Below are 26,893 nucleotides of genomic sequence, written 5' to 3' on the forward strand. Positions count from 1 at the left end.
GGATCAGGCGAAGACGTCGATGCCGCCGTGCGGCGCGATGAGGGACGGGGGAGAGGCGGGGCCTGCGGGTGACGACGGATCAGTCGGCAGAGCGCCGTCGGGCGTGGTGGGCAGGGCATTCGCGTCGCGACCCGTGCCGGTTCCCGGCTGGCCGCCGTGAGTCCCGGTGGCGCCGTTCCCGGAACCGCCGTTGCTCCCGGAACCGGTGCCGTTGCCCGGGGCGGAATGCTGCGGGTTCGACGACGCCGCGCCGTCGTCCGCGCTCGACAGCAGGAGCGAGGCGTGCGGTGCCGCAGCGGCCAGGTCGCGGCGCAGGTCGATGAGGATCGCACGGAGCGCCTCTCTGCCGAGGTCGTTCGGCGCGTGCAGCTCGATGTGGATGGCACCGCCGGAGATGTGCGCCCGCACGGTCACGGGACCGAGGTTCTCGGGCGACACCGTCAGGGTGAGGCTGTGGTCGCCGTCCGGAGCCTGGGCGAGCGACACCACGGGCGCGGCGATCTGCGGGAGCAGCGCGGGCCGGGCGCTGGGGACCGCGACCGGAGCCGCCACGGAGGTCACGGGCGCAGGGGCGGGCGTGGTGCCCACGGGAGGGAGGGCCGCGTCACCCGGCGTCGCTGTCGGCGTGGCTGTCGGCGAGGGAGACGCCGTAGCGACGGGAGTCGAGGTCGCCGCAGCAGCGGATGTCGCGGCATCCGGGAAGCTGTCGCCGACGGTCGCGGACGTCTCCGACGTTCCTGTCCGGGTTGTCGGGATCGGGGCTCCGGGACCGTCGAGGACGGTCGGGGTCGGATTCCCACCGACGCTGATGCGGGGGACGGTCGGGAGAGCCGGGCTCGCCGACGGCGCTGCGTGGCCGGCCGTGCCGATCGCGGCCGTCACCGCAGGCGCGACGCCTCCCGGAACAGGAGCGGCCGTGGGTCCGGGAGTGGAACTCTGCGACGACGCGAGCATGCGGGTCTCTGCGTTCGCGGGGACCGCTGCCGGAGCCGCCGACGGAGAAGCCGGAGCGCCGATCGACCCGGTGTGCGTGGCGAGCCCTGCGGCACCGGCCTCGTCCTCGATCGTCCCCTCGGCGATCGTCGTCGGATCCGCGCCGTCCGGCGCAGGCCCCGGCACGAGGGGGGCTCGGGCCGCCGAGCCGGCGATGCCGACCACGGCACCATCCGGAGACGCCGGGTGACTCGGCGTGGGCGCAGGGAGGACAGCCGGGGGAGACGGGATCGGCGCGTCCGACGCCGAACCGTCCGCCGATGATCCGCCGGCAGATGATCCGTCGGCAGACGACGCGGCAGGCGACGCGGCGGATGATCCGGCGAGAGCATCATCGGTCGAGGCGCGCGAGGCATCCAGGATGACGTCGGCGAATGCCGCAGCTCCCGGCGTGACCTGCCGGGAATGGGCGGGTGTACCCGATGCGCGATTCGTCCGCGCGCCGAGCAGATCCACGATGCCGAGAGACGTCATGCCTGGCCCTCCCTGTCCGTCTGGGCGCGCGCGCCGATCTCGTCGAGTTCGGCCTGCTCCGCGTGCAGCTCGGCGGCCCGCACCTGCAGTGCGTGCGCCTGGGCGAGCCTGTCGAGTCCGCGCATCGCTCGTCGCGCGTCCGCGTGCTCGGTCCGTGCCTGATCGACCGTCTGCTCCTGCAGCTCCGAAAGCGTCGCGAGGTCGGCGAGCAGGGTCCGGCCGGCCACACGGGCGGCAGCGAGGGCGGCGAGGGAGCGCACGTCGACGGCCTCGCTCCCGACGCCCGACAGGTGCGCGCGCAGCGAGCGGTCGCGGGCCTCGGTGTGCTGGGCGTCGATCACGGCGCGCGAGAGCCGCTGAGCCGCCGCGCGCTCCTGGATCTCGCGTACGCGCAGCAGACCGGCCAGGGAGAAGGACCGCGTCATGAGACTCCTCCGAACGCCGTGACGAGTTCGTCCAGCCGCCGCCAGGATTCGCCGATCTCGCTCGTCTCGTCGAGGGACTGGGTGAGGAAGGCGCTGATGGCCTTCTCGTGGGCGATCGCCGCGTCGATGCGGGCGTCCGCCCCGGCCTGGTACGCGCCGATGTCGATGAGATCGTTCGCGCGCCGCCGCGCCGCGAGCACGGCGCGCAGCGTGGCCGCCTGCGCCCGGCGTTCGGGAGCGGTGACCTTGCCGGCCACCCGCGACACCGAGCCGAGCACGTCGATCGCGGGATGGTGACCGGAGAGAGCGAGGGCGCGATCGAGCACCACGTGACCGTCGAGGATCGACCGGACGGTGTCGGCGATGGGCTCGTTGTGGTCGTCGCCGTCGACGAGCACGGTGTAGATGCCGGTGATCGAGCCGCGGGTGTCGGTGCCCGCCCGCTCGAGCAGGCCGGCGAGGAGGGAGAACGTCGAAGGCGGATAGCCCCGGGTGGCGGGAGGCTCCCCGGCCGAGAGGCCGATCTCCCGCTGCGCCATCGCCACGCGGGTGAGCGAGTCCATCATCAGGATGGCGTGGGCGCCGTCGTCGCGGAACGCCTCGGCGATCCGCGTGGCGGTGTAGGCCGCACGGATGCGCGCCATGGCCGGCTGGTCCGAGGTCGAGACGACGACGACCGAGCGGGCGAGCCCGTCGGGTCCCAGATCGTCTTCGATGAATTCGCGCACCTCGCGACCGCGCTCGCCGACGAGGGCGATCACGGTGACTTCCGCCTCGGTGCCGCGCGCGATCATCGACAGCAGCGAGGACTTGCCCACACCGGAGCCGGCGAAGAGGCCGACACGCTGCCCGCGTCCGACGCTCACGAGCGTGTCGAGCGCGCGTACGCCGAGGGGAAGAGGCGAGTCGATCCGGTCGCGCCCCATGATCGAGGGCGGAGCATGGTCGAGGCTCACGGGGACGGCACCGGTCAGGGGCCCCTTCCCGTCGATCGGGCGCCCCAGCCCGTCGAGGACCCGTCCGAGCAGCGCGGTACCGGTCGGTACACGCAGCGCCCCTCCGCGTGCGCGCGCCGGAGCGCCGACCGTGAGGCCGGCGACGGGGGCGAGCGGCATGCATCGTAGTCCGCCCTCGCCGATCGCGACGACCTCGGCATCGATGCCGTCGAGGGTCACGACGTCGCCGACCGCTCCCTCGAGTCCGCGCACCTGCACACTCAGCCCGCGCACCTGGGAGACCTCGCCGACCCGCTCCGGTCGCACCGCTTCGCGCACCGCGTCCCAGGCGTTCATGCACCGGCCTCGGCGAGGGCGCGGCGGGCGCGCTCGAGCGCACGGGCGACGCGGGCGTCGATGTGCCCGTGGGGCAGGGTCGCGATGGCGTCACCCCGGGCGAGCGTGTCGTCGGCGATGAGCGCGATGCCGGCCGGTTCGGCTGCCGATCCTCGAAGCGTCCGGAGGTCGTCCGGGTGCAGGCGCACCTCGCGGATCTCCGACGGGTCGACACCGCTGACGGCTCGTCGCGCGGCGGCTGCGGCGGAGGCGCCGGCATCGGAGAGCTCACCGGCGACGATCAGCTCCGCGAGCTCGATCGCGCACCGCAGCACGTGGTCCTGCGCGGCCGTGGTCAGTTCGCGTTCGCGCTCGTTCAGCGACCGAGCGGCGGCGTGGAGCACGGCGACCGCGCGCGCGACCTCTCCGGCTTCGACCGCCTCACGGGCGGCCCATGCCTCCTCCGCCACGCGCTGTGCCGCCTCCGCCTCGGCGCGGCCGGCGCGAAAGCCTTCCGCGTGTCCGTCGGCATAGCCGCGCGTCTTCGCCCTGGCATGCTCCTCTCCGCTCCCGCGTCCGTCGAGACGCGGGAACAGCACCGGAGAGAAGGCGTCAGTAGACATACTCGTCCTCGTCCGCGCGCTGCACGGTGATGTCGCCGGCCGCCTCGAGCGCGCGGATCGTGCGCACGATCTCGGCTCTGGCCTCCTCCACCTGCGACACGCGCACCGGGCCGAGGGTGCGGGCTTCCTCGTCGAGGTTCTCCCTGTTCCGTTCGGAGACGTTGCGCCGGATGAGGTCGGCGATGGGCTGGTGCGCACCCTTCAGCGCGAGGGCGAGCGAGCGGATGTCCATGCCCCGCAGCACGCGCTGCGTGTCGCGGTCGTCGAGCTTGACGATGTCGGCGAAGGTGAACATGCGCGAGCGGATGTCCTCCGCGAGGGCACTGTCCCTGTCCTCGATGCTCGCCAGGAGGGCCTTCTCGACCGTCGCCCCGGAGCGGGCGATGATCTCGACGAGCGGTTCCACACCGCCGAGCACTTCGGGGGTGTCGCGTGCGGCGAACGTCCCGGTCCGCGCCTTGAGCGCATCCGCCACGATCGCGATGGCCTCCTGCGATGCGGTTCCCATCGTCGCGATCGCATGCGCGACATCGGTGCGGGTGGGGTCGGGAAGGGCGGCCAGCACCGCGGCGGCGCGGTCGGTCGGCAGGTGGGCGAGCACCAGGGCGACGGTCTGCGGGAGCTCGCCGTCCAGAAGGGTCGCCAGCTGCGCGGGGTCGGCGGATCCGAGGAACTCGAAGGACGACGTCATCGAGGAGGAACCGACTCTGCCGAGCACGGCGGCGGCACGTTCGGCGCCGAACGTCGCCTCCAGCAGTCCCGCGGCGATGTCGCGGCCGCCACGGGCGGGCGGCAGGTGGCCCGAGGCGATCCGGTGGAACTGTCCGAGAGCCTGCGCTGTGGTCGCCGCATCGAGGTTCTGCAGGTCGATGATCTCGGCGGCGACCGCCTCCGCCTCGGATTCGGAGAGGTGCTTCATCACCTCGATCGCCTGCGCGCGATCGAGGTTCATCAGCACGACCGCCGCCGTCTGCCTGTCGGTCAGTCCGGTCATACCTGCTGCCTGTCGTCGATGAGGGTCCGCAGCAGGTCGGCCGTGCGCTTCGGGTCCTGCCGGGTGAGGGAGTCGATCTCGGCGCGGCGGCGCTCGAGGCTGACCTGCGCGGGTTCCGGGTCGGGCTCCGGCTCCGGGTCGGGAGTCGTCTCGAGGAAGGCGAGCGGAGTGGTCGGCGCCTGGTCGATCGCCGCGGTGGCGCCGGCATCGAGGACGGTGAGCGCGGGCGGGCGCTCGCCGAAGAGCTGGTCGAACTCGGTGTCGGCGCTGCTGCGTCGGCGTGCACGGATGATGAGGGCGGCGAGGCCGGCGAGCAGGGGGATGGCGATGGCGGCGGCGATGATGATCGTGTTCAGCAGCGCGGCCTGACGTGCGGCCCCCTCGGCGTCCTTCGCGGCCTGGAGCGCGGCCTGCGCCGCTTCGGAGCTGGTCTGGTTGAACGAGACGAGCTCGACCGCGATCGAGTCTCCGCGCTCGGTGTCTATACCGGCGGCGCTCTCGACGAGGTCGCTCAGCTGAGCGGTGCTCAGGTCACCGCCCGCCCCCGCGTCGACCGCGACCGAGACCGACTGGCGCAGCAGCGATCCGGCGGGAGTGGACGTGCTCTGCGTGCTCTTGTTGACGGCGTTGGTCTTCGAGGTCTCGGTGGACTCGGAGGTTCCGTCGCCGTCGGCGGACGGGACGGCGATGTTGTCGGGGCCGAGCACGCCGGCGTTCGAGCTCGAGCCGTTCTGCCGGTCGGTCCTGGTCTGCTCCGTGAGCGGGGGAGCGCCCTCGGCCGGGGTGTAGGTCTCTTCGACGCGCTCGTTGACCGAGTGATCGATCTCGGCGACGACGGTCACCTTGGCGTTGCCGGGCCCGACGACGGTGTCGAGCATCTGCTGCACGTTCGCGGTGACCCGCGCCTCGTAGTCGCTGGCCTGCTGGTCGATGCCGCCGGTGGTCCCGACGCCCGCGGCGGAGAGGGTCTGCCCGCTCTGGTCCACGACGGCGACGTTCTCGGGCTTCATGCCGCTGACCGCGGCAGAGGTCAGGTGCACGATGGCCTCGACCTGCTTCGGCGACAGCGTCGAGCTGCCGGAGGTCTCCACGAAGACGGAGGCGGTGGGATCGACGGTCTCCGAGACGAAGACGCTCTCCTCGGGGATCGCGAGCTGCACCGATGCGGCGGTCACACCCTTGATCGAGGAGATCGTCGCGGCGAGCTCGCCCTCGATGGCCCGCTTGAAGGTCACCGACTGCTGGAACTCGCTCGTCGTGACGCCCATCTTGTCCAGCAGCGAGTATCCGCCGGAGCTGGTGCCGGGGAGCCCCGCCGACGCGGCGGCGAGCCGCTGGTCGTAGACGTCCTTCTCGGGGACGAGGACGGTCGCTCCTCCGTCGGCGAGTTCGTACGGCACCGATGACGACCGCAGCTGTTCGACCACGGCGTTCGCGTCGGAGGCGCTCATGCCGGAGAACAGCGGCGTGTACGTCGGGCGGCTGAGCCAGCTGGAGAGCGCGACGATGCCGAGGGCGAGCACGGCGACGCCGATGATGGCGATCGTGCGCTGGGCGAGCGAGAAGCCCGCGATCACGCGTCCGATGCGCTGGAACACGTTCGTGACGGCCTGGGGCATCAGGCTTGCATCCGCATGATCTCGTTGAACGCGTCGACACCCTTGTTGCGCACGGCGGCGACGAGTTCGAGGGTCACGGATGCGCGCGAGGACGCGATCATCGCGGAGTGGATGTCGTCGAGGTCGCCGGTGACGGCCGCGACTTTGAGCTTGTCGGACTCGGACTGCAGCGAACGCAGCTCGTCGATGGCCCCGGTCACGCTGCTCGCGAAGGCGGTGTCGTCGGCGGCCTTGGTCGTCGCGGGGGCGGGCGGGGCGAGCGTGAAACCGGAGGAGATGGCTTCGATGCCGGGGAGTGAGGCCATCAGCTGCGTCCGATCTGGAGGGCGGATTCGTAGGAGTTGCGTGCGCGGTCGACGATGGCCGCACTCGCCTGGTAGCCGCGCTGGGCGAGGATGAGCTGGCTCATCTGGTCACCCAGGTCGATGTCGGGGTAGCGCACGTAGCCGTCCGCGTCCGCAAGGGGATGGTCGGGCTGATGGACGAGGCGTCCCTGCGCGCTGCCCTGCGCGGTTCCGGCCACGTATACGCCCGGGGACTGATCGCTCGTCTGGGCGAGGATGTACCTGGCGCGGAAGGCCGCCCCGTTGCTGGGGGCGGCGGTGTTGATATTGGCGATGTTGTCGCTGATGGCGTCGAGCCACTTGCGGTGCACGGTCAGGCCGGTGCCGGCGATGCCGATGGCGTCGAAGGTCATGAGGTCCTCATCGCGGTGCGCATCGACGTGAACGATCCGTTCACGGCCTGCGTCGCGAACTGATAGCGCAGCATCGTGTCGATGCTGGACAGGGTTTCGGTGTCGAGGTTGACGTTGTTGCCGTTCAGGCGCGTGGGCTCGAGCGAGGTGCCGACCGTCGCGCCGACCCGTCCGTCGCCGGCATCGATCGAGCGGGCGAGCGCCTCTTCGAACTGCACGCGCTTGGCGTGATAGTTCGGGGTGTTGATGTTGGCGATGTTGTCGGAGATCGCGCGCTGGCGCTGCGCGAGGCCGTCGAGCGCACTCGTCAGTGCGTTGATGGTCACAGAATCGAACACGAACCGGCTCCCCGTGTGTGGCTGGTATGGCCGATCCATGGCCGAGTCTTGCGAGCCATCCGTGCTCGCCCTGCTCTATCGGCAGGGTCGTCCGCGATGTTAGGAAGCGGTTTCACCCGTCGATGTCGAGGTAGGCGGGCTCTTCGGGACGGCGCGTGCTCGGGATGCGGCTCACGGCGCCGAGATGCCGACGCATGCCGTCGAGGTCGGAACGGGCACGGTCCATCGCTGAGCGCTGGAGGTCGATCACCCGCCGGGCGTGGTCGGCGAGAGAAGCGGGAAGCGGCGTGCGCGGGGGCGTCCATGGGGCGAGGGTGGCCTCGGCGGCGGCACCGGGCGCGGCGTCGAGGATCTGCTCGGCCTCCTGCTCGAGTCGGTCGAGCAGCGAGGTCCACTCTTCCACGCTCACGCCCGCGCCTCGGCCACCGCGCGCGCGGCCTCGTGCCAGGCGTCGCGCAGGGGGGAGATGATCTCGTGGCAGGCGTGCGTGCGCTCGGGATCGCGACCGATGTTGGCCCCGATGAGCGTCTGCGACAGGAACACGTACAGCGAGCGCAGACCCGCACTGCCGTTCCAGTCGTCGGTGAGCGACGAGGACAGTTCCGAGACGATCGCCTGCGCGTGCTGCAGCTGGGCGTTCGCCTCCTCCCAGTCCTCGGCGCGCTGGGCGACCTCTCCGCGTTCGATGTCGAGCAGGAGACGGTCGTAGAGCATCGTGACGAGACGCTCGGGCGGTGCCGACAGCACGGCGTCGTCACGGTAGCGCTGCTGGGCGCGCAGGGCGGCGTTCATGCTCACTTCCCGGAGTTCGAGCTCGAGCCCGGCAGGGCGGCGATCTGGGACGACAGGTACGAGGACTGCGACTGCAGCTGCGACAGCATGACCTCGAGGCGGGCGTAGGTGCGCTCGAGAGTGGACTTGCGCTGCGCGAGGCGGACGTCCCAGCGTTCCATCTGCTCGCCGAGACCCTTCACCTCGCTCTCCTGGCCGGTGATGCGCGTGGTGAGCAGGCCGTCGTACTTGTCGGAGTAGACCTTCGAGGTGTCCTGCACCCGCGAGGCGATGTCGGAGAACAGCCCGGCGACCGCGTCGGGGTCCTTCGCGAGCGCCTCGGCGAACTTCTTCTCGTCGAAGCTGAGCACGCCGTACATGTCGGTCGAGATGCCGATAGACGACGGGGAGACGCCGTTCACGGGGTGCTGCACCGCGTCGGCGAGGGCCGTGCGGAGTCCTCGGACCGCGCTGTCGCCGGTGAAGACGCCCAGTGTGGTCTTGTCGCCCTGCTTGGCGGCGACGGTCGCCTTCGAGCCGTTGTCGATGCGGGTCAGGATGTCCTTGACGGCGGCGATGAAGTCGGCGGACGCCTTGGTGCGTGCCGCGGTGTCGACGGCGACGCCGATGGTGACGGGGGCCGCGGAGACGGCGGAGACGGTCACGTCGACGCCGTCGAACAGGTCGGTGAACGTGTTGCTCGACGACGTCAACACCTGCTCGGCGCTGGTGCCCGCCCACAGCCGCACCTGCGCATCGGCGCCGACGTCGATGACGGCTGCTCCTGCTTCGGTGGAGATGTCGGAGGCGGTGCCCGCAGCGACCGCCGCTGTGTCTCCGCGATAGGCGCGGAACTGTCCGGCTTCCCCGGAATCGGCGGCACGCAGCTGCAGGCGGTGCATGGGGTTGCCGTCGGCGTCGCGTCCGGCGGGAACGGCCGCGGCGACGATGCCGAAGCCCGCTTCGTTCACGGCCCGCGCGACATCCTGCATGGACGAGGAGTCGGCCGTGACCTGCACGCGCTCGCCCTTCGCGTTCTCGAGGGTGATCACGGGCGGGTCGACGGGCCAGCCGTTGGAGGCGGCCGAGACGATGGTGTGGTTCTTGGCGACCTTGTCGACGACGATGTCGGCCGCGAGCGGCGCCGCGCCCTCGCGGGTGGCGACGGTGACCGTGGGAGAGGACGACGTGGTGGTGAAGCGGGCCAGCCCGTCGCGCGTCGCGGCCTTCTCCGCCGCCGTGGCGAGGTTCTGCACGGCGGTGTTCAGTGTCCGCAACTGGGTGACGATGCCGTTCTTGTCATCCATCTTCGCCTTGAGCAGCGAACGGGGGATGGCCGCGACATCCATCAGCGCCTTGATGACCTCGGTGGTCTTCAGGCCGGAGACGAGGCCGTCGAGCGAGAGGGACATGGTCGCCTTTCCAGGTCGGGAGCGGACAGGGTCCGGGCGCCGGTGGGCGCCCGGACCCTATGGCATGGTTCAGCGCAGGAGCTGGAGCACGCCCTGGTTGGCCTGGTTGGCCTGGGCCAGCATCGCCGTACCTGCCTGGGACAGGATGTTCTTCGACGTGAACTTGACCATCTCGGACGCCATGTCGGTGTCGCGGATACGGCTCTCGGCAGCGGCGAGGTTCTCCGCCGACACGTTGAGGCTGTTGATGGTCGACTCGAAGCGGTTCTGCAGCGCACCGTAGCCGGCACGTGCGGTCGAGACCGCCTGGATCTGCGTGTCGATGCCCGCCAGTGCGGTACCGTACGTCGCCGCGTCCGTCATGGTCGCCGCGAGCGTCTTGATGTCGGCACCGAGGGTGGCGAAGTCGGTCAGGGCGACCGAGATCTGGTCCTCGGCGGCGACGGAGCCCGCACCGACCTGGAACGTCAGCGTGTCGCCACCCGAGAGCAGCTTGATGCCGTTGAAGTTCGTGCTGCCGGCGATCCGGGTGAGCTCATCACCGAGGGTGTTGATCTCCTTCTGGATCGCGTCGCGCGACTTCGCGTTGTTCGAGTCGTTCGCACCCTGAGCGGTCAGGTCGCGAACGCGCTGCAGGATCGAGTGGACCTCGGTCAGGGCGCCTTCCGCGGTCTGGATGACCGAGATGCCGTCCTGGGCGTTGCGTGCCGCGACGTTCAGACCGTTGACCTGCGAACGCAGGCCCTCGGAGATCGCGAGGCCTGCAGCGTCGTCGGCCGCGCGGTTGATGCGGAAGCCGCTGGACAGCTTCTCGAGCGACTTCGACAGGTCGTTCTGGGTGTTGGACAGGTTGCGGTAGGCGTTGAGGGCCGACACGTTCGTGCTGATCTGCATACCCATAAGGGTTCTCCTCCGTGAATGGTGTTGTGCGGGAGACCATCCGTGGTCTCCCGGTCACACCTATCGGCGGAGGGGACGCGGGCGTTAGCCGTGCGTGCGGGAATCGGCTCAGGCGGGTGCCGGATCGCGGAAGACCCCGGCGATCCGGGAACCCGCGACGTCGGCGATCCGTGTGAAGTAGGCATCGCGGGCGCCGGCGGAGACCCGCGTCGTGGTGGTCGGTGCGGTCCCCTCGGCGAAGAACCGATCCAGGGCGTCGCGCAACAACCGGATCGCCTCCGACCGCTGCTGCGACACGGCCGAGTGCGTCACGCCCAGCTCTTCGGCGATCTCCTTGACCGGACGCTCGTCGAAGTAGACGGCCTGCACGATCCGGCGCATCCGTTCGGGAAGGGCGGCGACGGCCTGTTCGAGCACCTCGCGCCGTTCCCCGATCAGAGCGGATTCCTCGGGGAGGGGGATGTCGGCGGCGACGTCCCGGGCCGAGGGGTCGTCGATGGTGGTGAGCGTCCTGGCGGCATCGCCGAGCGCTTCGATGACGACCTCTTTCGGAACGCCCATCGCCGTGGCGACCTCGGTCGCCGTGGCGGTCCGGCCGAGACCGGCGGTCAGGGTCTCGCGGACGGCGACGGTCTCCTTGATGCGTTTGCGGATGCCCCGGGAGGCCCAGTCCATCGAGCGCATCTCGTCGGCGAAGGCGCCGAGGATGCGACGACGGGCATAGGCGCCGAAAGGCACTCCGAGCTCGGGGTCGAAGGCCTCGGCCGCGGTCACGAGCGCGAGCGCTCCGACGGCGGCGAGCTCGTCGCGGGGGATATGGGTGGCACGGGCATGGGTCTCGGCGGCGAGGTATCCGACCAGAGGGAGGTTGCTCTCGATGAGCAGATTGCGCTCAGCGCGCGACGACATGGGGGATGATCCACCTCTCTGGATGCACTCCGGAAGTTCCGAGGAGATGAACAGATGCACATATCACACTTCTCGTGATCTGTACATGGGGAGAACTGTCCATCGCCGTTCCACATAGTAACGTTAGGCGAGCGCTGGCCGATAGTGACCTTTGGCCGCGTTGTCAGGCGGGGCGATCACTGGGGAAAAGGGGATCATGGGAGCCAACGAACTATCGATACAGCTGTGGCGCGAGCGTGAACTGCTCGAGATGCTGCTCTTCAAACTCGACGAGCAGCAGTTGCTGCTCGCCGCCGGAAGATCCCAATGGATCCAGTTTGCCGCGCGCGAGATCGATCAGGTACTCGACAGGCTGCGTGGCGCGGGGCTCGCCCGCACCGTCGAGGTCGCGACCGTCGCCGAGGAGTGGGGAGCTCCCGACGCGACGACCATCCGCGAACTGATCGCGCACGCCCCCGAAGGCGCATGGCAGGAGGTGTTCGCCGACCACCTGCGCGCGCTCACGAAGCTCGCCGCCGAGGTCGAGCAGATGCGCGACGCCAATGCCGAGCAGCTCAGCGGCGTGCTCCGCGCGACGCAGGAGACCATCGCCGCACTCGGACACGACACCGGCGAGTACACGACCAAGGGTGACCGCGCACGCGACGACGCTGCGCGCATCATCGACACCGAGATGTGACCGAGAGGGGATCATGTCGACCTTCAGTGGACTGAACACGGCGGCCAGCGGATTGGCGGCCGCCCGGCGCGGCATGGACGTGGTCGGGCAGAACATCGCCAACCAGAAGACCGAGGGATACACGCGCCAGCGCGTGACGACCTCCGCGGTCGCCGCGATCGCGCAGACCGGCCGTTTCAGCGTCGGTGCCCTCCCTGGGCACGGCGTGTCCATCGACGGGGTGGCGCGACTGGGTGACGCTCTTCTCGACGCCAGGGTGCGTGACGCCCTCGGTGCCTCGGGGTACTGGTCCACCCGGGCCGTGGCCGCGACCACGATCGAGGCATCGCTGGCCGAGCCGACCGCGAACGGACTCGCGGCGCGGCTGTCGAAGTTCTGGTCGGGCTGGCAGGATCTCGCGAACACCCCGGATTCGGGTGCGGCGGCATCGAGCATCCTCGAATCGGCGAAGGAGCTCGCCTCGCACATCGCCGGCGGGTATCGCAACGTCGCCACGCAATGGAGCAACGCCCGCGACTCCGCCGACCGCACGGTCTCGCAGGTGAATGCGACCGCCGACCAGATCGCGGTGCTCAACGACGAGATCCGCGACGCGCTCGCCTCCGGTCGCTCGGCGAACGAACTGATGGATCAGCGCAGCGTCCTCGCGCAGAACGTGGCGAGGATGTCCGGGGCAGCGGCCACGATCGAGGCCGACGGCACGATGACGGTCCGCCTCGGTGGCAATGCACTGGTCTCGGGTTCCGACGCCCGCCATCTCGTGCTGACGGGCCCGGCCTCGATCGACTCCGGTCAGCGCTTCAGCCTTTCCTGGGCGTCCGCGCCCGATCTCCCCGTGTCGATCGACGGCGGTGAGCTCGGCGCCTCGCTCTCGGTTCTGGCACCCGCGGCCGACGGCGGCATGCTCGCCGGACTCGCGGCCACCTACGACACGGTGGCGACGGCCCTCGCCGACGCGATGAACGCGCAGCACCGGGCGGGCGTCACCTCCACGGGCCAGGCCGGCGGCGACTTCTTCACCCTCCCCGCCACCGGATCCGCAGCGCTCGGTCTGAAGGTCGCGGTCGGATCCGCCTCCGAACTGGCGCTCGCCGCCCCGGGGTCGGGGGCGTTGGACGCGACGAACGCCGACCTGATCTCCCAGATCGGCCGGCGGGCCGGCTCTCCCGATGCGATCTGGTCCGATCAGGTCACCCGGTTCGGCGTCGCGACGGCCGCCGACGTGCAGCGCGCCAAGCTCTCCGATTCCGCTGCGGTCGCCGCGGTCGGCGCACAGCAGTCGGTCGCGGCTGTCGACGGCGACGAGGAGACGATCAGCCTGCTCACCTACCAGACCGCCTACCAGGCCGCAGCCCGCGTGATGACCGCGGTGGATGAGGCGCTCGACGTGCTCATCAACCGCACGGGTCTCGTCGGACGCTGAGCGAAGGAGCACCGTGATCTCTCGAGTGACGTCATCCGCGATGACGCAGACGGCCATGCGCCAGCTGCAGTCCAACCTCTCCGAGCTGGCGCGTCTGCAGGAGCAGGCGACGTCCCAGCGCGCGTTCGCCGCCCCATCCGACGATCCGGCAGCCGCGGCAGCCGCACTCGCACTGCATGCCGAACAGCGCCGCACCGAGCAGTACGCCCGCAACATCGACGACGGCCTGGCATGGGTCACCGCCGCCGACACGGCCATCACCGCGAGCACGGCCCTGCTGGGGCGCGTCCGCGACCTCACCGCCCAGGGCGCGAACGACGGCGCGCTCGACGCCACCGCCAAGGAGGCCCTCGCCGTCGAGCTCGAGGGCATCCGCAAAGAGCTCCTCTCCCAGGCCAACACCCGGCTGCTCGGACGCTCCGTGTTCGCCGGTACCTCCGACACCGCGGCCTTCGCTGCCGATTACAGTCACAGCGGGGTACCCGGAGCCGAGGTCACCCGACGGGTGTCGGACGCGGCATCCGTCCGCGTCGACACCGACGGCGCCGCCGTGTACGGCACCGGAGACGACTCGGTCTTCGCCCTCGTCGACAAGATCGTCGCCGACCTCCGATCCGGCACGAACGTCGGTCCCCGTCTCGGCGAGATCGACGGTCGCCGTACGGCCATGCTCGCGGTGCAGGGCTCCGTGGGCACCAGACAGGCTCAGATCGAACGCGCCAAGGAGGCGGCAGTGCAGAATTCCGTGTCCCTCGAGTCCCGCAGGACGGCGGTGGAGGACGTCGATTCGATCGAGGTGCTCGTGCGTCTGCAGGCACAGGAGCTCGTGTACCGCTCGGCGCTCGCCGTGAATGCGCGCGTCCTCCAGCCCTCGCTCATGGACTTCCTCCGATGACCGCCGCACTGACCTTCCTCGCCCCGCCGCCGGGACTCGCCCCCCACGTCGACTTCGCGCTCGCACCCGTCGACGGATCCGACGGGCTCTTCTCGATGCGCGCTGTCGACGACTCCGCCTTGCGCCTCTACCTCGTCGATCCCCGGAGCGTTCTGAGCGAGTACGCGCCGACCCTGACCGACGAGCAGGCGGAGGGGCTTGCGCTGGGATCGCCGGACGACGCGCTGATCCTCGTGGTCGCCCATCCGTCCGCTGAGGGCGTGAGCGTGAATCTCCTCGCCCCGGTGATCGTCAACCGGACGACGGGAGCCGCATCGCAGGTGATCCTCGAGGATCAGGACTACCCGCTGCGCGCCCCGCTCGGCTGACCCCGGACCTGGGCTCCCGTAGGCCGCTCTCCTCAGGCGGCGGCGGCTAATCTGGAGTCGTGATCCTTGCCGTCGATACTTCCCTGGGCACGGCTGTCGCCCTCATCGATGCCGACGGGACGCGACGCGCCGAAGCCGGTGCCGTCGACCCGCTCGGCCATGCCGAGGTCATCGGCGACCTCCTCGTCCGTGCTCTCCACGAGGCGGGCGATGCCCAGATCACCCACGTGGTCGCGGGCATGGGACCCGGTCCCTTCACCGGGCTGCGCATCGGCATAGCCGCAGCGCGCACCTTCGCCCTCGGGCGCGGACTGCCGGTGATCCCCGTCCCCAGCCATCTCGCGGCAGCACTCACCGCTCTCGAGGCCGACGCCGCGACCGCACCGTTCGCGATCGTGACGGACGCCCGCCGCCGCGAGGTCGCCATCACCGTGTTCCACGGCCTCGACGACGACGGCATCCCGGTGACCGTCTCCGACACCGTGCTCGTGCGGGCCACAGAGGCCGACGCGTACCTCGACGGCATCCGACGTATCGATGTGGCGACGCTCTCCGGGACGGATCTGGCGCGGGTCGGCGCACGCGCGCTCGCGGCCGGTCGCACCCTCGCCGGCGACGAGCCCCTCTACATGCGTCACCCCGACGTCACGCTCCCCGGCGCCCCGAAGAAGGTGGGCACATGACGCTTCGCAACGCCACCGTCGAAGACCTCGACGCGATCATGGCGATCGAGAACCGGTCGTTCCCGTCGGACGCCTGGAGCTCGGAGACCATGGCCGCCGAGCTGGCGAGCCCGCACGGACGGTACCTGGTCGACGAGCATGAGGGCGCGGTGGTCGGCTACGGCGGGGTGCGCGCCCTGCAGGGAAGCGCCGACGCCGACGTCCAGACCATCGCGTTGCTCGCCGAGTACCGCGGCCAGGGGCGGGGCAGGACGCTGCTGCGGGCGCTGCTCGCGGCGGCCTCGGAGCGTGGTGCGCGCGAGATCTTCCTCGAGGTGAGGGCCGACAACCCCTCTGCCGAGGGGCTCTACCGGGCCGAGGGTTTCGAAGAGATCGCCCGCCGCCCGCATTACTATCAGCCCGACGACGTCGATGCGATCGTGATGCGTCGAGAACTGCCAGGTCACCCGGTGCCGGGCGCCACGGCCGAGGAGGCGAAGTCATGAGCGAACCGCTGGTCCTCGGCATCGAGACGAGCTGCGACGAGACGGGCATCGGCATCGTACGCGGACGTACCCTGCTCTCGAACACCATCGCCTCGAGCATGGACGAGCACGCGCGATACGGCGGCGTCGTGCCCGAGGTCGCCGCCCGAGCGCACCTCGAGGCGCTGCAGCCGGCGATCGATGCGGCACTCGCCGAGGCCGATGTGCGCCTGGACGACCTCGACGCGGTCGCCGTCACGAGCGGCCCTGGGCTCGCCGGCGCACTGATGGTCGGCGTCGGCGCGGCGAAGGGCCTGGCGGTCTCGCTCGACAAGCCCCTGTACGCGGTGAACCATCTGGTCGGGCACATCGCCGCCGACATCCTCACCGCCGATTCCGCTCCGCTCGAGTATCCGACCGTCGCGCTGCTCGTGTCCGGTGGACACACCTCGCTGCTGCATGTGCGCGACCTCACCACCGACGTCGAGCTGCTGGGGGAGACGATGGACGACGCGGCGGGAGAGGCGTTCGACAAGGTCGCCCGTCTGCTGTCGCTGCCGTATCCCGGCGGACCGGAGATCGACCGGGCAGCGGCCGACGGCGACCCGAACGCGATCCGGTTCCCCCGCGGGCTGTCCCGTGCCTCCGACCTGGCGAAGCACCGCTACGACTTCTCGTTCTCGGGGCTGAAGACGGCGGTGGCCCGCTGGGTCGAGCGCTGTGAAGCCGAGGGGGTCGAGGTCCCGGTCGCCGATGTCGCTGCGAGCTTCCGGGAAGCAGTGGTGGACGTTCTGGTCACGAAGGCGCTGGCCGCCTGCGCCGACCTCGGTGTGCCGCGGCTGCTGCTCGGAGGCGGCGTGATCGCCAACCGGCGTCTGCGCGAGGTCGCTCTGGAACGGGCCGGAGCCGCGGGGGTCACGGTGCGCATTCCGCCACTGTCCCTGTGCACCGACAATGGCGCGATGATCGCGGCGCTCGCCGCCGAGCTGATCTCGTCCGGCCGCCGTCCGTCCACCCTGGACTTCGGTGCGGACTCGACGCTTCCCGTGACCGAGATCCAGATCGCGGAGGCGGTGTCGGCATGAGCGACGTGTCCGGCTCTCCCGAGGCGACACCCTCGACGACGCCGGCGGCGCGCATCGAACGTCCCAGCGGCGAGGTCGAGCATCCGGCCGGCAGCGCTCGTCTGCCCGGCGCCCGCCGTGACGGCTACACCAAGATGCCGACCGGGCCGGTCGGCATCGAACCGGTCGTCGCGACCGGGCCGGACATCGATGCGCCCGATGACACGGAGTGGGAGCCGTCGACGGGATCCGTGCCGATCGACGACACCCGTCTCGCTCCGTGGGCGCTGTTGGCCGCGATCGTGGCTCTCGGGGCATCGTTCTTCGTCGGCTGGGGCATCCCCGTCGCGGTGGTCTCGGTGATCGCGGCGATCATGTCGCTGCGTCGCCCTGTCGAGAGCCGGGCGATCGCGCGGTGGGCGCTCGTGCTCGGTCTCTGCGCCACGGTCTACAGCTTGGGCTGGCTGGTCTGGGCCGGCATGCAGTTCGAGAGACTCGGCTGACCGGTGCTGGACGGGGCGGAGCTCGAGGAACTGCGCTCCCTGCAGGCGCGGGCCTATGCCCGGGACTCCTCGCTCACGGGCGCCGACGCGGTCAGACTGCGCGAGCTGGAGGAGCGCCGGGTCGCGCGTCCGATCGCGCCGCACGGCGAGGCGCCACCCGTCGATGCCGTGACCTCCTCCGCGTCGGAGGCGGCTGGACGATCCCCGGTCGATCTCCCGGACGCCGGAACCGAGCGCCAGGGCACACATGCCGCCGAGGTATCGGATGCGGAGACGTCGCTTGCGGCGGGGACGGCTGCCGACGACGCAGCCTCGCACGACATCGCCCCGCGCGTCCTCCCACTGCTGCGCGTGCACTGGCGGGCGGCCGCGATCGCCGTCGCGGTGCTGCTGATCGTCGGTGTGGGGTGCGGCTGGATGCTCTTCGGCAGATCCGGCACCGCTTCGGTCGCCCTGAGTGCGCAGCAGCAGGAATGGCAGAGCGCCCTGATCGCGGGTGGGCGCTACGATCAGGGATCCCTGCGCGCCCTCGCGGTGGAACAGGGCGCCGTCATCTGGGCGGCGACCAAGGACGACGGAGAGAGCACGTGCCTGCTCGTGGCGACATCCCCGTCGGCCCTGCCCACCTGCGAGCGCACCGAGACGGTCGAGAGGACGGGGCTCTTCGGCGCGGTCACGCTGGAGTCGAAGGACGAGATCAGACGCGAGCTCAATGTGCAGCTGATGTTCGCCCCCTCCGGGGAGCCCGCCGTCGCCGTCCACACGTCGGAGTACGGCCCCGGCACCACCAACGGCGTCATCTACGAGAACGCCGAGGAGGCGGAGAAGGCGAAGCGGATCGCCGGGCAGGGGTTCGAGATCAACTCGCTCTGGGTCATCGGCTACGACGGAGAGGTGCCGGTGTGGACGGGGATGGAGCTCGAGGGCTTCCAGACCTGCCTGATCTACGACGGCTCGGACGACCGCTTCCCGCGCGTCTGCGCGGATGCACTCACGATGCAGGAGCAGGGTGCCACGCTGGTGCTGAACGTGCTCGACGATGCGAGCGGCGAGCTCGTGCGCCTCGAGCTTCCGACCGCGAGCAACGGGAACTCCTCTCTGACGATCAGGCGTGAGGGGGGTGCCGGCCGTGCAGGGGGAGGCTGACGCCGACGAGCTCCGCGCGCTCCGGCGCAGGGCCTACGCCCGTGACGGTGTGGTGACGGATGACGAGCTCCGGCGGTTGCGTGAGCTCGAGGACGCTCGACGATCCGCGATGTCGACGAGCACGCCGACTCCTGCGGAGCCACTCGCGGTGAGCATCGGCCCGGAGCGTCCTCTGTCTGAGTCTGAGCCGGTGGATGCGCCGGTGCCTGTGCCGGTGCCTGTGCCGGTGCCGGTACCTGTGCCTGCGCCTGAGTCTGAGCCGGTGGATGCGCTACGGTCATGGGGCGCGGTTCGCCGTGCCCTTCGGCGCTATCGGTGGGGCGTGTCGGCGCTCGCCGTCCTGCTTCTGGCGCTCGGTACCGCCATCGGTGGGGTCGTGTTCGCGCCACGAGACGGGAGCATCACGCTCACGGCAGCGCAGCAGGAACGCCGAGAGGTGCTCGCCGCGGCCGACTTCGACCCCGGCTCGCTCCGTGCTGTCGCTCGGGACGAGGAGGCCCTGGCATGGTACGCGACCAAGGACGACGGCAGCATCGTGTGCGTGATCCTCGATGCGGGCGAACAGTCGCAGTCGAACTGTCTGCCGGTCGCCGACACCGGACGCGGCCTGAGCGTGTCGTTTCCCGTGCCGCTCGCCGCGCCGGACGACGACCCGGACGGCGACCCGCGTGGCGTAGGGGGTGTGAACGCCACGATGCTCGTATCGACGACGGGGGAGCCGATGGTCGTGCTCCAGCACTGGTCGATGCCCTCCACGGCGCCCTCGCAGTTCGCGGGCGACGAGCGCACGCGGGCAGAGGAACTGGTGGATGAGGGGTTCGCGTTCACGATCGAGATCGTGGGTTACTTCCGCACGGCCCCGGTGTGGGTCGGCGATCGTCTCTCTCACGAGGGCGAGATCGAGAAGTGCCTCGTCGTCGACGCCGTCGATCTGACGGCGTGCGCATCTCTCGACGCGGCAGCGGAATCCGGGATCGAAGCGCGGATCGATGACGTCGACGGGGCTTCCGGCGGGGTCGTCGGCTCCTCGGTGCTCGAGGCGCGGTTCACGAGGTGGCAGACGCCCTATCTGACCATCACCGACGCGCCGGTGACCGGCGCGGAGCCGGGGGATACCGTCCGGGTCGACGCGCCTCCCGGTGACCCCATCGTGGTCGAGCCGCCGGGTCGCGACGCGGAGCGTTGAGCGGGGGTCAGTTCGCTGCGGGCACCCGGTCGGCGAGGATCGCGCGGCGCTGATCGCCGATGCGGGCCAGGATGAGTGTCGCCTCCTGGTCCCCACGCAGCGTGAGCTTCTTGCGGAACGCGGCGGGATCGACGTCGACTCCGCGCTTCTTGATCTCCAGGCGCCCGATGCCCTGCGCCTGCAGGGCGGCGTTGATCGCCTTGGGATGGGCCGGGAGGGTCTCGCGCACCCGGAAGGACTGCACGAAAGGACTCGTCAACGCCGCGTCGGAGGTCAGATAGGCGATGTGCTCGTCGAGCATTCCCGCCTCCAGGCTCCGGGCGACCTCGCCGATCAGCCGCGCACGGATCACGGCGCCGTCCGGTTCGTGCACGAATGCGCCGAGCTCGCGCACGGGTTCATCGGGGGCGTCCGCCGGCGCCGTCAGCTCGTGCGAGCGCTCGTCGCGGATCACGAGGGCCGCACGCCGCACCCCTTCCCGGGCGAGCGCGCCGCTCCAGACGACCAGTTCGACCACGCTGCCGTCGGCGCTGACCCACTGCGCCTCGGCGTCGACCGGCAGAGCGTCGCGGTCGTGTGCCGGTCCGAGCTTGATACCGGTCGGATGGTGAGCCGCCACCTCGAACGCCCAGTCCAGCGAGGGGGAGTAGTCGTCGGCCGAGACGCGTCGGGTCTCGCTGTGACCCGAAGTGCGTCTGGCCGGGTCCATCCAGACCGCGCTTCCCGGGTCCAGCGACGAGAAGGCGTCTTCGGCCGTGCGATGGTCGACGACCGCGCTGTCGCCGAACGGGGCCAGGTTGTAGGCGGCGATCGCCGAGGTCACGTCGTCGGCATCGACGGCGCGCACATCGAGTCCGGCGCCGGCGAAGGCCAGGGCGTCACCGCCGATTCCGCAGCCGAGGTCGGCGACACGGGTGAAACCGGCGTGACGGATCCGCTGCGCATGCCGGGCTGCGACGCCCAGCCTCGTCGCCTGCTCCAGCCCCGCGCGGGTGAACAGCATGCGTGCGGCGAAGGGCCCGAACTTCGCGGTGGCCCTGGAGCGCAGGCGGGCCTGGCCGACGACGGCGGAGACCAGCTCGGGGGAGTGGCCGCCCGCGCGCAGCCGCGAGACGGTGCGGGCGACATCGGCGGTCGATTCGATGGGCCCGACCGCGTCGAGCAGTTCGAGACCGGCGGGGGTCAGCAGGGCGCGCAGCTCGGACATCTCCACCCGCTCAGCCTAATTGCCCGTGCGAGTCGTCGAACTGCGGCGCGCACTGGCACTCGCATTGCGTGAGTGCCAGCCGAGCGCCTAGACTGGATTAGCACTCTCGGGTTGAGAGTGCGAACAAGTCTTTCGTGTCAGCGTCAAGAAAGAAGAGGTAGACCGTGTCGGTTTCCATCAAGCCGCTCGAGGACCGCATCGTCATCAAGCAGGTCGAGGCCGAGCAGACCACCGCGAGTGGCCTGGTCATCCCCGACACCGCCAAGGAGAAGCCCCAGGAGGGCGAGGTCGTGGCGGTCGGCCCCGGCCGCATCGACGACAACGGCAACCGTGTTCCGCTCGACGTCGCTGTCGGCGACCGCGTGCTCTACAGCAAGTACGGCGGCACCGAGGTGAAGTTCGGCGCAGACGAGTTCCTCGTCCTGTCGGCTCGCGACGTCCTGGCGGTCGTCGTCCGCTGATCTGCGGAACCTGATTCCCGTCTCTCCTGAGGGGCGGGCAAGGCCATCGAAGGGGCCCGGATGCGTATCGCATCCGGGCCCCTTCTGCATCCGCCAGCGAGCGTCCGATTCCTGCCGAACTGCGATCGACGGGCCGGCGGCGCCGTTCGCGACGCCGCCGCGGGCATAGGGTTGTGCGGTGCCACCACAGACCACCCGCGCCGCGCAGACCGCCGGCGTCGCCTATGCCGGTGGGGCCTACCTCCTCTGGGGTGTGCTTCCCCTCTACTTCCTCCTCCTGGTGCCGACGGGGCCGTGGGAGGTCGTCGCCTGGCGCGTCCTGCTGTCGTTCGTCTTCTGCCTCCTGCTGCTCACGGTCATGCGCGGCTGGGCGGCGTTCGGCGTCATCATCCGGCAACCCCGGCTGCTGGGCTGGACGGCGCTCGCGGGGCTGCTGATCTACGTCAACTGGCAGGTGTTCCTGATCGGAACCCTCAGCGGCAACGTCGTCGAGACGAGTCTGGGCTACTTCATCAACCCGATCACGACCGTCCTGCTCGGCGTCTTCGTGCTGAAGGAGCGCATCCGCCGATTGCAGTGGGCGGCGATCGGCATCGCCGCGATCGCCGTCATCGTGATCGTCGTCGCCTACGGGGAGTTCCCGTGGATCGCGCTGTCACTCACCGCGTCCTTCGGGGTCTACGGACTCATCAAGAAGAAGATCGGCCCTGCCGTCGATGCGGTCAGCGGTCTGACACTGGAGTCGTTCTGGCTGATCCCCATCGCGGTGGTGCAGCTGATCGTCGTCGCACAGACCACGGGGATCACGATGGGGACGAACGGTTGGGCGCATGCGCTGCTGCTGGCCTTCGCCGGTGTCGCCACGGCCGTCCCGCTGCTGCTCTTCGCCGCGGGGACCCGACGCATCAACCTCACCGTGATCGGCATGATCCAGTTCATCACCCCCGTGATGCAGTTCCTCATCGGTGTCCTGGTGCTGCATGAGCCGATGCCTGCCGAACGCTGGGCGGGCTTCATCATCGTGTGGATCGCGATCGGCGTCTTCATCGTCGACCTGCTGCTCGCGGCGCGTCGGGGACGCAGGATTCCGCGGGCTGAACCCGCCTGATCCCCGGACTCATCCGCAGAGGGACCGGGTGTCGGATCGTTAACGCACCGAGATACTTGCGACCCCTGTGCGCCGAGCTCACGCCCTAGTGTTAGAGCACCCGATTGTGGCCACAATCCACGTTCAGTTACGCAAGGGAGCATCATGAACGCATTGAAGGGCTCGCGCACAGCGAAGGTCTTCGCCGGGATCGCACTGATCAGTGCATCCGCCATCGTCATCGCCGGCTGCAGCAGCACTCCGAGCTCGGAGAGCGGCGGCAGCGACAAGCCCGCCGCCGATCTGACGCTCAAGCTCGGTTCGCTGCTTCCGCAGACGGGTTCGCTGGCGTTCCTCGGCCCGCCCATGGAGTCCGGTGTCGGGCTCGCCGTCCAGGAGGTCAACGACGCCGCCGCCGGCGTCACGATCGACCTGACGGCCGAAGACGAGGGCGACACCGACACCAAGGCCTACGAGACGTCGATCACCAAGCTGCAGGGCGCGGGCGTCTCCGCCATCGTCGGCGCCGCGGCGTCGGGCGTCTCCAAGCTCATCCTCGACGGCAACGTGAGCGCAGGCATCCTGCAGATCTCGGCGTCGAACACGTCGCCCGACTTCACCACGTGGGATGACAACGGCCTGTACTTCCGCACCGCCCCCAGTGACCTGCTGCAGGGCGAGGTGCTCGGCAACCTGATCGCCGAGGACGGCGCGAAGACGCTCGGCATCATCTACCAGAACGACGCGTACGGCACCGGCCTCAACGACGCCATCACGAAGACGTTCGAGAGCACCGGCGGCGAGGTCGTCGAGTCGGTCTCGTTCAACGTGGGCGACGCGCAGTTCGACGCGCAGGTCGAGTCGATCAAGGCGCAGAACCCCGACGCGGTCGCGATCGTGTCGTTCGACCAGTTCAAGACCATCGCACCGCTGCTGGTGAACGCCGGCATCTCGGCCGACAAGTTCTACATGGTCGACGGCAACCTGTCCGACTACGGCACGGAGATCCCGGTCTCGCTCGAGGGCGCGCAGGGAACCAAGGCCGGTCCTGCGCTCGCGGACGACTTCACCTCGCGTCTGCAGGACTACTGGACCGGCGAGGGCAACCCCGAGGTCAAGGACTTCACCTACGCGGCTGAGGCATACGACGCCGTCATCCTCGTGGCTCTGGCGTCGCTGGCGGCGGGCTCCACCGAGGGCGCGGACATCGCGGCCAAGATGCAGGAGGTCTCGGGCGGTTCCGGCGACGGCAAGAAGTGCACCAGTTTCGCCGAGTGCGCCAAGATCATCAACGACGGCGGCACGGCCGACTACGACGGCTACTCCGGCGACATCACCTTCGATGAGGCCGGCGACCCGCAGGGCGCATCGATCGGCATCTACAAGTACGGTGCCGACAACATGATCACCCGCACCAACTGATCAGACGATCACATGACGAAGGCCCCGGATCCGATCCGGGGCCTTTGTCGTGTGATGTCCTGTCGTGGTGTCGCCGCGTCGGTGTCGGCGGTTCAGGCCGCGTCGGTGCCGAGCGTTCCGAGGTAGAGACCGATCACCTTCGGGTCGTTCAGCAGATCCCGCCCGGTGCCCTCGTGGGCATCCTTGCCCTGGTCGAGCACATACCCGCGGTCGCAGATCTGCAGGCAGCGTCGGGCGTTCTGCTCCACCATGATCGTCGTGACGCCGGCCTTGTTGATGTCGGACACCCGGATGAACGCGTCATCCTGACGCACGGGGGAGAGACCTGCCGACGGCTCGTCGAGCAGCAGAACCGACGGGTCCATCATCAGCGCGCGCGACATCGCGACCATCTGCCGCTCGCCGCCGGAGAGGGAGCCTGCGCGCTGCTTCAGCCGCTTTCCCAACTCGGCGAAGATGCCGGTCACGAATTCGAGCCGCTCCGTGTAGATCTTGGGGTTCTGGTAGAGCCCCATCTGCAGGTTCTCCTCGATCGAGAGAGAGGGGAAGACGTTGTTCGTCTGCGGAACGAAGGCGACCCCGCGCCGGACGAGCTTGTCGGCCTTCAGGCCCACGATGCTCTCGCCCTTCACCGTGATGTCGCCGCTGCGTACGTTCACCAGACCGAAGATGGCCTTCAGCAGGGTCGACTTGCCGGCGCCGTTCGGGCCGATGATCCCGATCAGTTCCCCCTGGCGGGCGATGAGGTTCGCACCGTTGAGGATGTTCACTCCGGGGAGGTATCCGGCATGGACATCGGTCAGCTCGACGACGACGTCGTCCTGCGGCACGGCCTGCGGTGCGTTGGTCGGCGTCTCCGCGCTCATGCGCTGCCCTTCCCCTCGGTCCCGGAGACCGGATCGCTCGCTTCGAGCTCGGCCTCCGCTTCTGCTTCGATCTTCTCGCGGAGTCTGACCGCCGCGGCGTCCTCGAGCACGGGGATGCGCCCGGTGACCGCTCCCAGGTCGAGGTCCTGATGCGCACCGAGGTAGGCATCGACGACCGCCGGGTTCTCCATGACCTCGTCGGGAGGCCCTTCCGCGACGACGCGGCCCTCGGCCATCACGATCACCCAGTCCGCGATGTGGCGGACCATGTGCATGTCGTGCTCGACGAAGAGCACGGTCATCCCCTGCTCCTTCAAGTCGAGGATGTGGTCGAGAAGCGATTGTGTGAGGGCGGGATTGACGCCGGCCATCGGCTCGTCGAGCATCACCAGCGTCGGATCGCTCATCAGCGCTCTGGCCATCTCGAGGAGCTTGCGCTGACCGCCCGAGAGCGACGCGGCGAAGTCCTTCTCCTTGGCGTCGAGCTTGAAGCGTGTCAGCAGTTCCCGTGCCTTGCCTTCGATCTCGGTGTCCTGTGCGCGCCAGAGGAAGGGGAACAGGCTCGACCAGAAGCCCTCGCCGCGCTGATGCGGAGCACCGAGCTTCATGTTCTCGAGGACGGTCAGCAGCGAGAGCGACTTGGTCAGCTGGAACGTGCGCACCTGCCCCATCCTGGCCACCTTGAACGACGGCACTCCGGAGAGGCTGGTGCCGTCGAACGACCAGGTGCCGCTGTTGGGCTTGTCGAATCCGCAGAGCAGGTTGAAGAGCGTCGTCTTGCCCGCGCCGTTCGGGCCGATCAGAGCGGTGATCGCGCCACGGGGCACTTCGAGGTGATCGACGTCGACGGCGGTCAGGCCACCGAAACGACGCTGGACCGCGTCGACGACGAGGATCGGATCCACCTTGGCGACGCCGGGCTTGACCTCTCCCTTGGTCAGGCCGGTCGTCTTCGGGCGGCGGATGCTCCCCGTGGACGGCGCAGCCGTCGCGGCGTCATCGCCGGGGCCGGGGACCTGTTCGGGGGTCAGTTCATTTGACAAAGGTCATCTCCCTCTTGTCGCCGAGGATGCCCTGGGGGCGGAAGATCACGAGCAGCATGAGCGCGATGCCGACGAAGACGAACACCAGCGTCGATGCCTGGCTGTCGGACATCGGCAGCAGCCCTGCTTTCGCCATCGAGGGGAGCAGGTTGGCCATGAAGGCGAACACCACCCAGAACAGCACCGCTCCCAGCGTGGGGCCGAACACCGTGGCCGCGCCGCCGAGAAGGAGGATGGTCCACAGGAAGAACGTCAGCGACGTCGAGTAGCTGCCGGGGACGACCGCGGAGGGGAGTACGAAGATGATCCCGCCCGCGGCGCCGATCACACCACCCACCACGAGCGCCTGCATCTTATAGGCGAAGACGTTCTTGCCGAGCGAGCGCACCGCGTCCTCGTCCTCGCGGATGCCCTTGAGCACACGACCCCACGGGCTGCGCATCAGCGCCCACACCAGGAGGATGGCGACCGCCAGGACGATCACGCCGAAGACGCGGTTCCAGAGATCGTTCGCGCTGTACATCCAGGGGCCGAACCCGTAGGTGCCCGTGGGGATGGGGTTCGCATCGCGGAATCCGCCGTTGTACTGCGCGAGGCCGTCGGCGCTGTTGGTCCATTCGTCGAACAGCTGCGTCGTGAACAGGAGGCGGACGATCTCACCGGCCGCGATCGTCGCGATCGCGAGATAGTCGGCACGCAGGCGCAGCGTCGGGATGCCCAGGAGGACGGCGAAGAACGCGCCGCCGAGCAGACCGATGAGCATGCCGATCCACCAGGGCAGGCCGAAGCTCAGCACCGAGATGGCGTAGCCGTAGCCGCCGATGGCCATGAAGGCGGCCATGCCGAAGTTGAGCAGACCCGCGTATCCGAAGTGCACGGCGAGGCCGGTCGCCGCGAGGGCGTAGGCGATCGTGACCGGGCTGAACAGGTAGACGGCCGTGTTCGAGAAGATGCTTCCGAAGTCCATGGT

General features: G+C 69.8%; 31 protein-coding genes. 13 read left to right on the forward strand and 18 right to left on the reverse strand.

Features of this window, described 5'->3' with window-relative positions; all coding sequences use genetic code 11:
• Window positions 1-3: 3 nt before the first annotated feature.
• The 14 genes from GLO27_RS01255 to GLO27_RS01320 form a co-directional block, all read right to left on the reverse strand.
• Complete coding sequence (locus tag GLO27_RS01255) at window positions 4-1,467, reverse strand: flagellar hook-length control protein FliK (RefSeq protein WP_167253245.1); 1,464 nt, start codon at window positions 1,465-1,467, stop codon at window positions 4-6.
• Window positions 1,464-1,892: a hypothetical protein gene (locus GLO27_RS01260; RefSeq protein ID WP_021198939.1), complete on the reverse strand. Its 429-nt coding sequence runs from the start codon at window positions 1,890-1,892 to the stop codon at window positions 1,464-1,466. The genes GLO27_RS01255 and GLO27_RS01260 overlap by 4 nt, the downstream gene beginning before the upstream one ends.
• Window positions 1,889-3,184: a FliI/YscN family ATPase gene (locus tag GLO27_RS01265; RefSeq protein ID WP_167253247.1), complete on the reverse strand. Its 1,296-nt coding sequence runs from the start codon at window positions 3,182-3,184 to the stop codon at window positions 1,889-1,891. The genes GLO27_RS01260 and GLO27_RS01265 overlap by 4 nt, the downstream gene beginning before the upstream one ends.
• Window positions 3,181-3,786 (reverse strand): FliH/SctL family protein, encoded by a 606-nt coding sequence (locus GLO27_RS01270; protein ID WP_167253249.1) that lies wholly within the window; start codon window positions 3,784-3,786, stop codon window positions 3,181-3,183. Before GLO27_RS01270 ends, GLO27_RS01265 begins: the two co-directional genes overlap by 4 nt.
• Entirely contained in the window at window positions 3,776-4,780 is a 1,005-nt protein-coding gene (gene fliG / locus GLO27_RS01275; RefSeq protein ID WP_029258622.1) for a flagellar motor switch protein FliG, read from the reverse strand. The genes GLO27_RS01270 and fliG overlap by 11 nt, the downstream gene beginning before the upstream one ends.
• Entirely contained in the window at window positions 4,777-6,399 is a 1,623-nt protein-coding gene (fliF, locus tag GLO27_RS01280; protein ID WP_021198935.1) for a flagellar basal-body MS-ring/collar protein FliF, read from the reverse strand. The genes fliG and fliF overlap by 4 nt, the downstream gene beginning before the upstream one ends.
• A complete protein-coding gene (gene fliE / locus GLO27_RS01285) occupies window positions 6,399-6,704 on the reverse strand; it encodes a flagellar hook-basal body complex protein FliE (RefSeq protein ID WP_029258621.1) in 306 nt (101 codons plus the stop codon). The genes fliF and fliE overlap by 1 nt, the downstream gene beginning before the upstream one ends.
• On the reverse strand, window positions 6,704-7,096 hold the full coding sequence (locus tag GLO27_RS01290; RefSeq protein WP_021198933.1) for a flagellar basal body rod C-terminal domain-containing protein: 393 nt from the start codon (window positions 7,094-7,096) through the stop codon (window positions 6,704-6,706). Before GLO27_RS01290 ends, fliE begins: the two co-directional genes overlap by 1 nt.
• Window positions 7,093-7,434, reverse strand: a complete 342-nt coding sequence (locus tag GLO27_RS01295; RefSeq protein ID WP_021198932.1) for a flagellar basal body protein — start codon at window positions 7,432-7,434, stop codon at window positions 7,093-7,095. The genes GLO27_RS01290 and GLO27_RS01295 overlap by 4 nt, the downstream gene beginning before the upstream one ends.
• A gap of 112 nt (window positions 7,435-7,546) precedes the next feature.
• Window positions 7,547-7,843, reverse strand: coding sequence for a hypothetical protein (locus GLO27_RS01300; protein WP_167253251.1), 297 nt, complete (start codon window positions 7,841-7,843; stop codon window positions 7,547-7,549).
• Entirely contained in the window at window positions 7,840-8,226 is a 387-nt protein-coding gene (gene fliS, locus GLO27_RS01305) for a flagellar export chaperone FliS (protein ID WP_167253253.1), read from the reverse strand. The genes GLO27_RS01300 and fliS overlap by 4 nt, the downstream gene beginning before the upstream one ends.
• Window positions 8,227-8,228: 2 nt before the next feature.
• The gene (fliD, locus tag GLO27_RS01310) at window positions 8,229-9,617 is read right to left on the reverse strand and encodes a flagellar filament capping protein FliD (protein WP_167253255.1); all 1,389 of its coding nucleotides are present in this window, start codon (window positions 9,615-9,617) and stop codon (window positions 8,229-8,231) included.
• 69 nt (window positions 9,618-9,686) lie between these two features.
• Window positions 9,687-10,517, reverse strand: coding sequence for a flagellin (locus GLO27_RS01315; RefSeq protein ID WP_021198928.1), 831 nt, complete (start codon window positions 10,515-10,517; stop codon window positions 9,687-9,689).
• A 108-nt stretch (window positions 10,518-10,625) separates the two neighbouring features.
• Window positions 10,626-11,426: a sigma-70 family RNA polymerase sigma factor gene (locus GLO27_RS01320; RefSeq protein WP_029258617.1), complete on the reverse strand. Its 801-nt coding sequence runs from the start codon at window positions 11,424-11,426 to the stop codon at window positions 10,626-10,628.
• A 196-nt stretch (window positions 11,427-11,622) separates the two neighbouring features.
• Here GLO27_RS01320 and GLO27_RS01325 point away from each other — a divergent pair, with 196 nt between their 5' ends.
• The 10 genes from GLO27_RS01325 to GLO27_RS01370 are packed head-to-tail and all read left to right on the forward strand — an operon-like array spanning window position 11,623 to window position 19,837.
• Entirely contained in the window at window positions 11,623-12,105 is a 483-nt protein-coding gene (locus tag GLO27_RS01325; protein ID WP_021198926.1) for a flagellar protein FlgN, read from the forward strand.
• A 13-nt stretch (window positions 12,106-12,118) separates the two neighbouring features.
• The gene (gene flgK / locus GLO27_RS01330; protein ID WP_021198925.1) at window positions 12,119-13,528 is read left to right on the forward strand and encodes a flagellar hook-associated protein FlgK; all 1,410 of its coding nucleotides are present in this window, start codon (window positions 12,119-12,121) and stop codon (window positions 13,526-13,528) included.
• Between the two features lie 13 nt (window positions 13,529-13,541).
• Window positions 13,542-14,423: a flagellin gene (locus GLO27_RS01335; protein ID WP_029258616.1), complete on the forward strand. Its 882-nt coding sequence runs from the start codon at window positions 13,542-13,544 to the stop codon at window positions 14,421-14,423.
• On the forward strand, window positions 14,420-14,791 hold the full coding sequence (locus GLO27_RS01340; protein ID WP_021198923.1) for a flagellar assembly protein FliW: 372 nt from the start codon (window positions 14,420-14,422) through the stop codon (window positions 14,789-14,791). Before GLO27_RS01335 ends, GLO27_RS01340 begins: the two co-directional genes overlap by 4 nt.
• Window positions 14,792-14,850: 59 nt before the next feature.
• On the forward strand, window positions 14,851-15,474 hold the full coding sequence (gene tsaB, locus GLO27_RS01345; RefSeq protein WP_167253258.1) for a tRNA (adenosine(37)-N6)-threonylcarbamoyltransferase complex dimerization subunit type 1 TsaB: 624 nt from the start codon (window positions 14,851-14,853) through the stop codon (window positions 15,472-15,474).
• Window positions 15,471-15,959, forward strand: a complete 489-nt coding sequence (gene rimI / locus GLO27_RS01350; protein WP_167253261.1) for a ribosomal protein S18-alanine N-acetyltransferase — start codon at window positions 15,471-15,473, stop codon at window positions 15,957-15,959. Before tsaB ends, rimI begins: the two co-directional genes overlap by 4 nt.
• A complete protein-coding gene (tsaD, locus tag GLO27_RS01355) occupies window positions 15,956-17,023 on the forward strand; it encodes a tRNA (adenosine(37)-N6)-threonylcarbamoyltransferase complex transferase subunit TsaD (protein ID WP_021198920.1) in 1,068 nt (355 codons plus the stop codon). Before rimI ends, tsaD begins: the two co-directional genes overlap by 4 nt.
• Complete coding sequence (locus GLO27_RS01360) at window positions 17,020-17,505, forward strand: hypothetical protein (RefSeq protein WP_021198919.1); 486 nt, start codon at window positions 17,020-17,022, stop codon at window positions 17,503-17,505. The genes tsaD and GLO27_RS01360 overlap by 4 nt, the downstream gene beginning before the upstream one ends.
• A gap of 3 nt (window positions 17,506-17,508) precedes the next feature.
• Window positions 17,509-18,651 (forward strand): hypothetical protein, encoded by a 1,143-nt coding sequence (locus tag GLO27_RS01365; RefSeq protein WP_167253263.1) that lies wholly within the window; start codon window positions 17,509-17,511, stop codon window positions 18,649-18,651.
• Window positions 18,617-19,837 carry a hypothetical protein gene (locus GLO27_RS01370; protein ID WP_208323470.1) on the forward strand — a complete coding sequence of 407 codons (1,221 nt, stop codon included), beginning with the start codon at window positions 18,617-18,619 and terminating at the stop codon, window positions 19,835-19,837. Before GLO27_RS01365 ends, GLO27_RS01370 begins: the two co-directional genes overlap by 35 nt.
• Before the next feature lie 7 nt (window positions 19,838-19,844).
• Here GLO27_RS01370 and GLO27_RS01375 read toward each other — a convergent pair whose 3' ends face one another.
• Window positions 19,845-21,050, reverse strand: coding sequence for an SAM-dependent methyltransferase (locus GLO27_RS01375; RefSeq protein ID WP_167253267.1), 1,206 nt, complete (start codon window positions 21,048-21,050; stop codon window positions 19,845-19,847).
• A 158-nt stretch (window positions 21,051-21,208) separates the two neighbouring features.
• Here GLO27_RS01375 and groES point away from each other — a divergent pair, with 158 nt between their 5' ends.
• The 3 genes from groES to GLO27_RS01390 all read left to right on the forward strand — a co-directional run bounded on the left by groES (window position 21,209) and on the right by GLO27_RS01390 (window position 24,014).
• Window positions 21,209-21,505 (forward strand): co-chaperone GroES, encoded by a 297-nt coding sequence (groES, locus tag GLO27_RS01380; protein WP_017203655.1) that lies wholly within the window; start codon window positions 21,209-21,211, stop codon window positions 21,503-21,505.
• A 178-nt stretch (window positions 21,506-21,683) separates the two neighbouring features.
• Window positions 21,684-22,613: an EamA family transporter RarD gene (rarD, locus tag GLO27_RS01385; protein ID WP_029266996.1), complete on the forward strand. Its 930-nt coding sequence runs from the start codon at window positions 21,684-21,686 to the stop codon at window positions 22,611-22,613.
• Between the two features lie 144 nt (window positions 22,614-22,757).
• A complete protein-coding gene (locus GLO27_RS01390) occupies window positions 22,758-24,014 on the forward strand; it encodes an ABC transporter substrate-binding protein (RefSeq protein WP_021198914.1) in 1,257 nt (418 codons plus the stop codon).
• A gap of 92 nt (window positions 24,015-24,106) precedes the next feature.
• Here the strand turns inward: GLO27_RS01390 and GLO27_RS01395 are convergent, their stop codons facing one another.
• The 3 genes from GLO27_RS01395 to GLO27_RS01405 all read right to left on the reverse strand — a co-directional run bounded on the left by GLO27_RS01395 (window position 24,107) and on the right by GLO27_RS01405 (window position 26,890).
• Window positions 24,107-24,880 (reverse strand): ABC transporter ATP-binding protein, encoded by a 774-nt coding sequence (locus GLO27_RS01395; RefSeq protein ID WP_021198913.1) that lies wholly within the window; start codon window positions 24,878-24,880, stop codon window positions 24,107-24,109.
• The gene (locus GLO27_RS01400; RefSeq protein WP_136024563.1) at window positions 24,877-25,845 is read right to left on the reverse strand and encodes an ABC transporter ATP-binding protein; all 969 of its coding nucleotides are present in this window, start codon (window positions 25,843-25,845) and stop codon (window positions 24,877-24,879) included. The genes GLO27_RS01395 and GLO27_RS01400 overlap by 4 nt, the downstream gene beginning before the upstream one ends.
• A gap of 67 nt (window positions 25,846-25,912) precedes the next feature.
• The gene (locus tag GLO27_RS01405) at window positions 25,913-26,890 is read right to left on the reverse strand and encodes a branched-chain amino acid ABC transporter permease (RefSeq protein ID WP_021198911.1); all 978 of its coding nucleotides are present in this window, start codon (window positions 26,888-26,890) and stop codon (window positions 25,913-25,915) included.
• Between the last annotated feature and the right edge of the window lie 3 nt (window positions 26,891-26,893).

The sequence above is a fragment of the Microbacterium sp. Be9 genome, assembly GCF_011754135.1.
Taxonomy (GTDB): Bacteria; Actinomycetota; Actinomycetes; order Actinomycetales; family Microbacteriaceae; genus Microbacterium; species Microbacterium maritypicum_A.

Bases quoted from the DNA above. Each gene is read 5' to 3' on its own strand.
- fliF (WP_021198935.1), bottom strand. From the start codon at position 6,399: ATGCCCCAGGCCGTCACGAACGTGTTCCAGCGCATCGGACGCGTGATC.
- GLO27_RS01340 (WP_021198923.1), top strand. From the start codon at position 14,420: ATGACCGCCGCACTGACCTTCCTCGCCCCGCCGCCGGGACTCGCCCCC.
- rimI (WP_167253261.1), top strand. From the start codon at position 15,471: ATGACGCTTCGCAACGCCACCGTCGAAGACCTCGACGCGATCATGGCG.
- GLO27_RS01260 (WP_021198939.1), bottom strand. From the start codon at position 1,892: ATGACGCGGTCCTTCTCCCTGGCCGGTCTGCTGCGCGTACGCGAGATC.
- flgK (WP_021198925.1), top strand. From the start codon at position 12,119: ATGTCGACCTTCAGTGGACTGAACACGGCGGCCAGCGGATTGGCGGCC.
- GLO27_RS01315 (WP_021198928.1), bottom strand. From the start codon at position 10,517: ATGGGTATGCAGATCAGCACGAACGTGTCGGCCCTCAACGCCTACCGC.
- GLO27_RS01265 (WP_167253247.1), bottom strand. From the start codon at position 3,184: ATGAACGCCTGGGACGCGGTGCGCGAAGCGGTGCGACCGGAGCGGGTC.
- fliS (WP_167253253.1), bottom strand. From the start codon at position 8,226: ATGAACGCCGCCCTGCGCGCCCAGCAGCGCTACCGTGACGACGCCGTG.
- GLO27_RS01360 (WP_021198919.1), top strand. From the start codon at position 17,020: ATGAGCGACGTGTCCGGCTCTCCCGAGGCGACACCCTCGACGACGCCG.
- GLO27_RS01270 (WP_167253249.1), bottom strand. From the start codon at position 3,786: ATGTCTACTGACGCCTTCTCTCCGGTGCTGTTCCCGCGTCTCGACGGA.
- fliD (WP_167253255.1), bottom strand. From the start codon at position 9,617: ATGTCCCTCTCGCTCGACGGCCTCGTCTCCGGCCTGAAGACCACCGAG.
- GLO27_RS01390 (WP_021198914.1), top strand. From the start codon at position 22,758: ATGAACGCATTGAAGGGCTCGCGCACAGCGAAGGTCTTCGCCGGGATC.
- GLO27_RS01290 (WP_021198933.1), bottom strand. From the start codon at position 7,096: ATGACCTTCGACGCCATCGGCATCGCCGGCACCGGCCTGACCGTGCAC.
- fliE (WP_029258621.1), bottom strand. From the start codon at position 6,704: ATGGCCTCACTCCCCGGCATCGAAGCCATCTCCTCCGGTTTCACGCTC.
- GLO27_RS01320 (WP_029258617.1), bottom strand. From the start codon at position 11,426: ATGTCGTCGCGCGCTGAGCGCAATCTGCTCATCGAGAGCAACCTCCCT.
- GLO27_RS01325 (WP_021198926.1), top strand. From the start codon at position 11,623: ATGGGAGCCAACGAACTATCGATACAGCTGTGGCGCGAGCGTGAACTG.
- fliG (WP_029258622.1), bottom strand. From the start codon at position 4,780: ATGACCGGACTGACCGACAGGCAGACGGCGGCGGTCGTGCTGATGAAC.
- GLO27_RS01255 (WP_167253245.1), bottom strand. From the start codon at position 1,467: ATGACGTCTCTCGGCATCGTGGATCTGCTCGGCGCGCGGACGAATCGC.
- GLO27_RS01405 (WP_021198911.1), bottom strand. From the start codon at position 26,890: ATGGACTTCGGAAGCATCTTCTCGAACACGGCCGTCTACCTGTTCAGC.
- GLO27_RS01395 (WP_021198913.1), bottom strand. From the start codon at position 24,880: ATGAGCGCGGAGACGCCGACCAACGCACCGCAGGCCGTGCCGCAGGAC.
- tsaD (WP_021198920.1), top strand. From the start codon at position 15,956: ATGAGCGAACCGCTGGTCCTCGGCATCGAGACGAGCTGCGACGAGACG.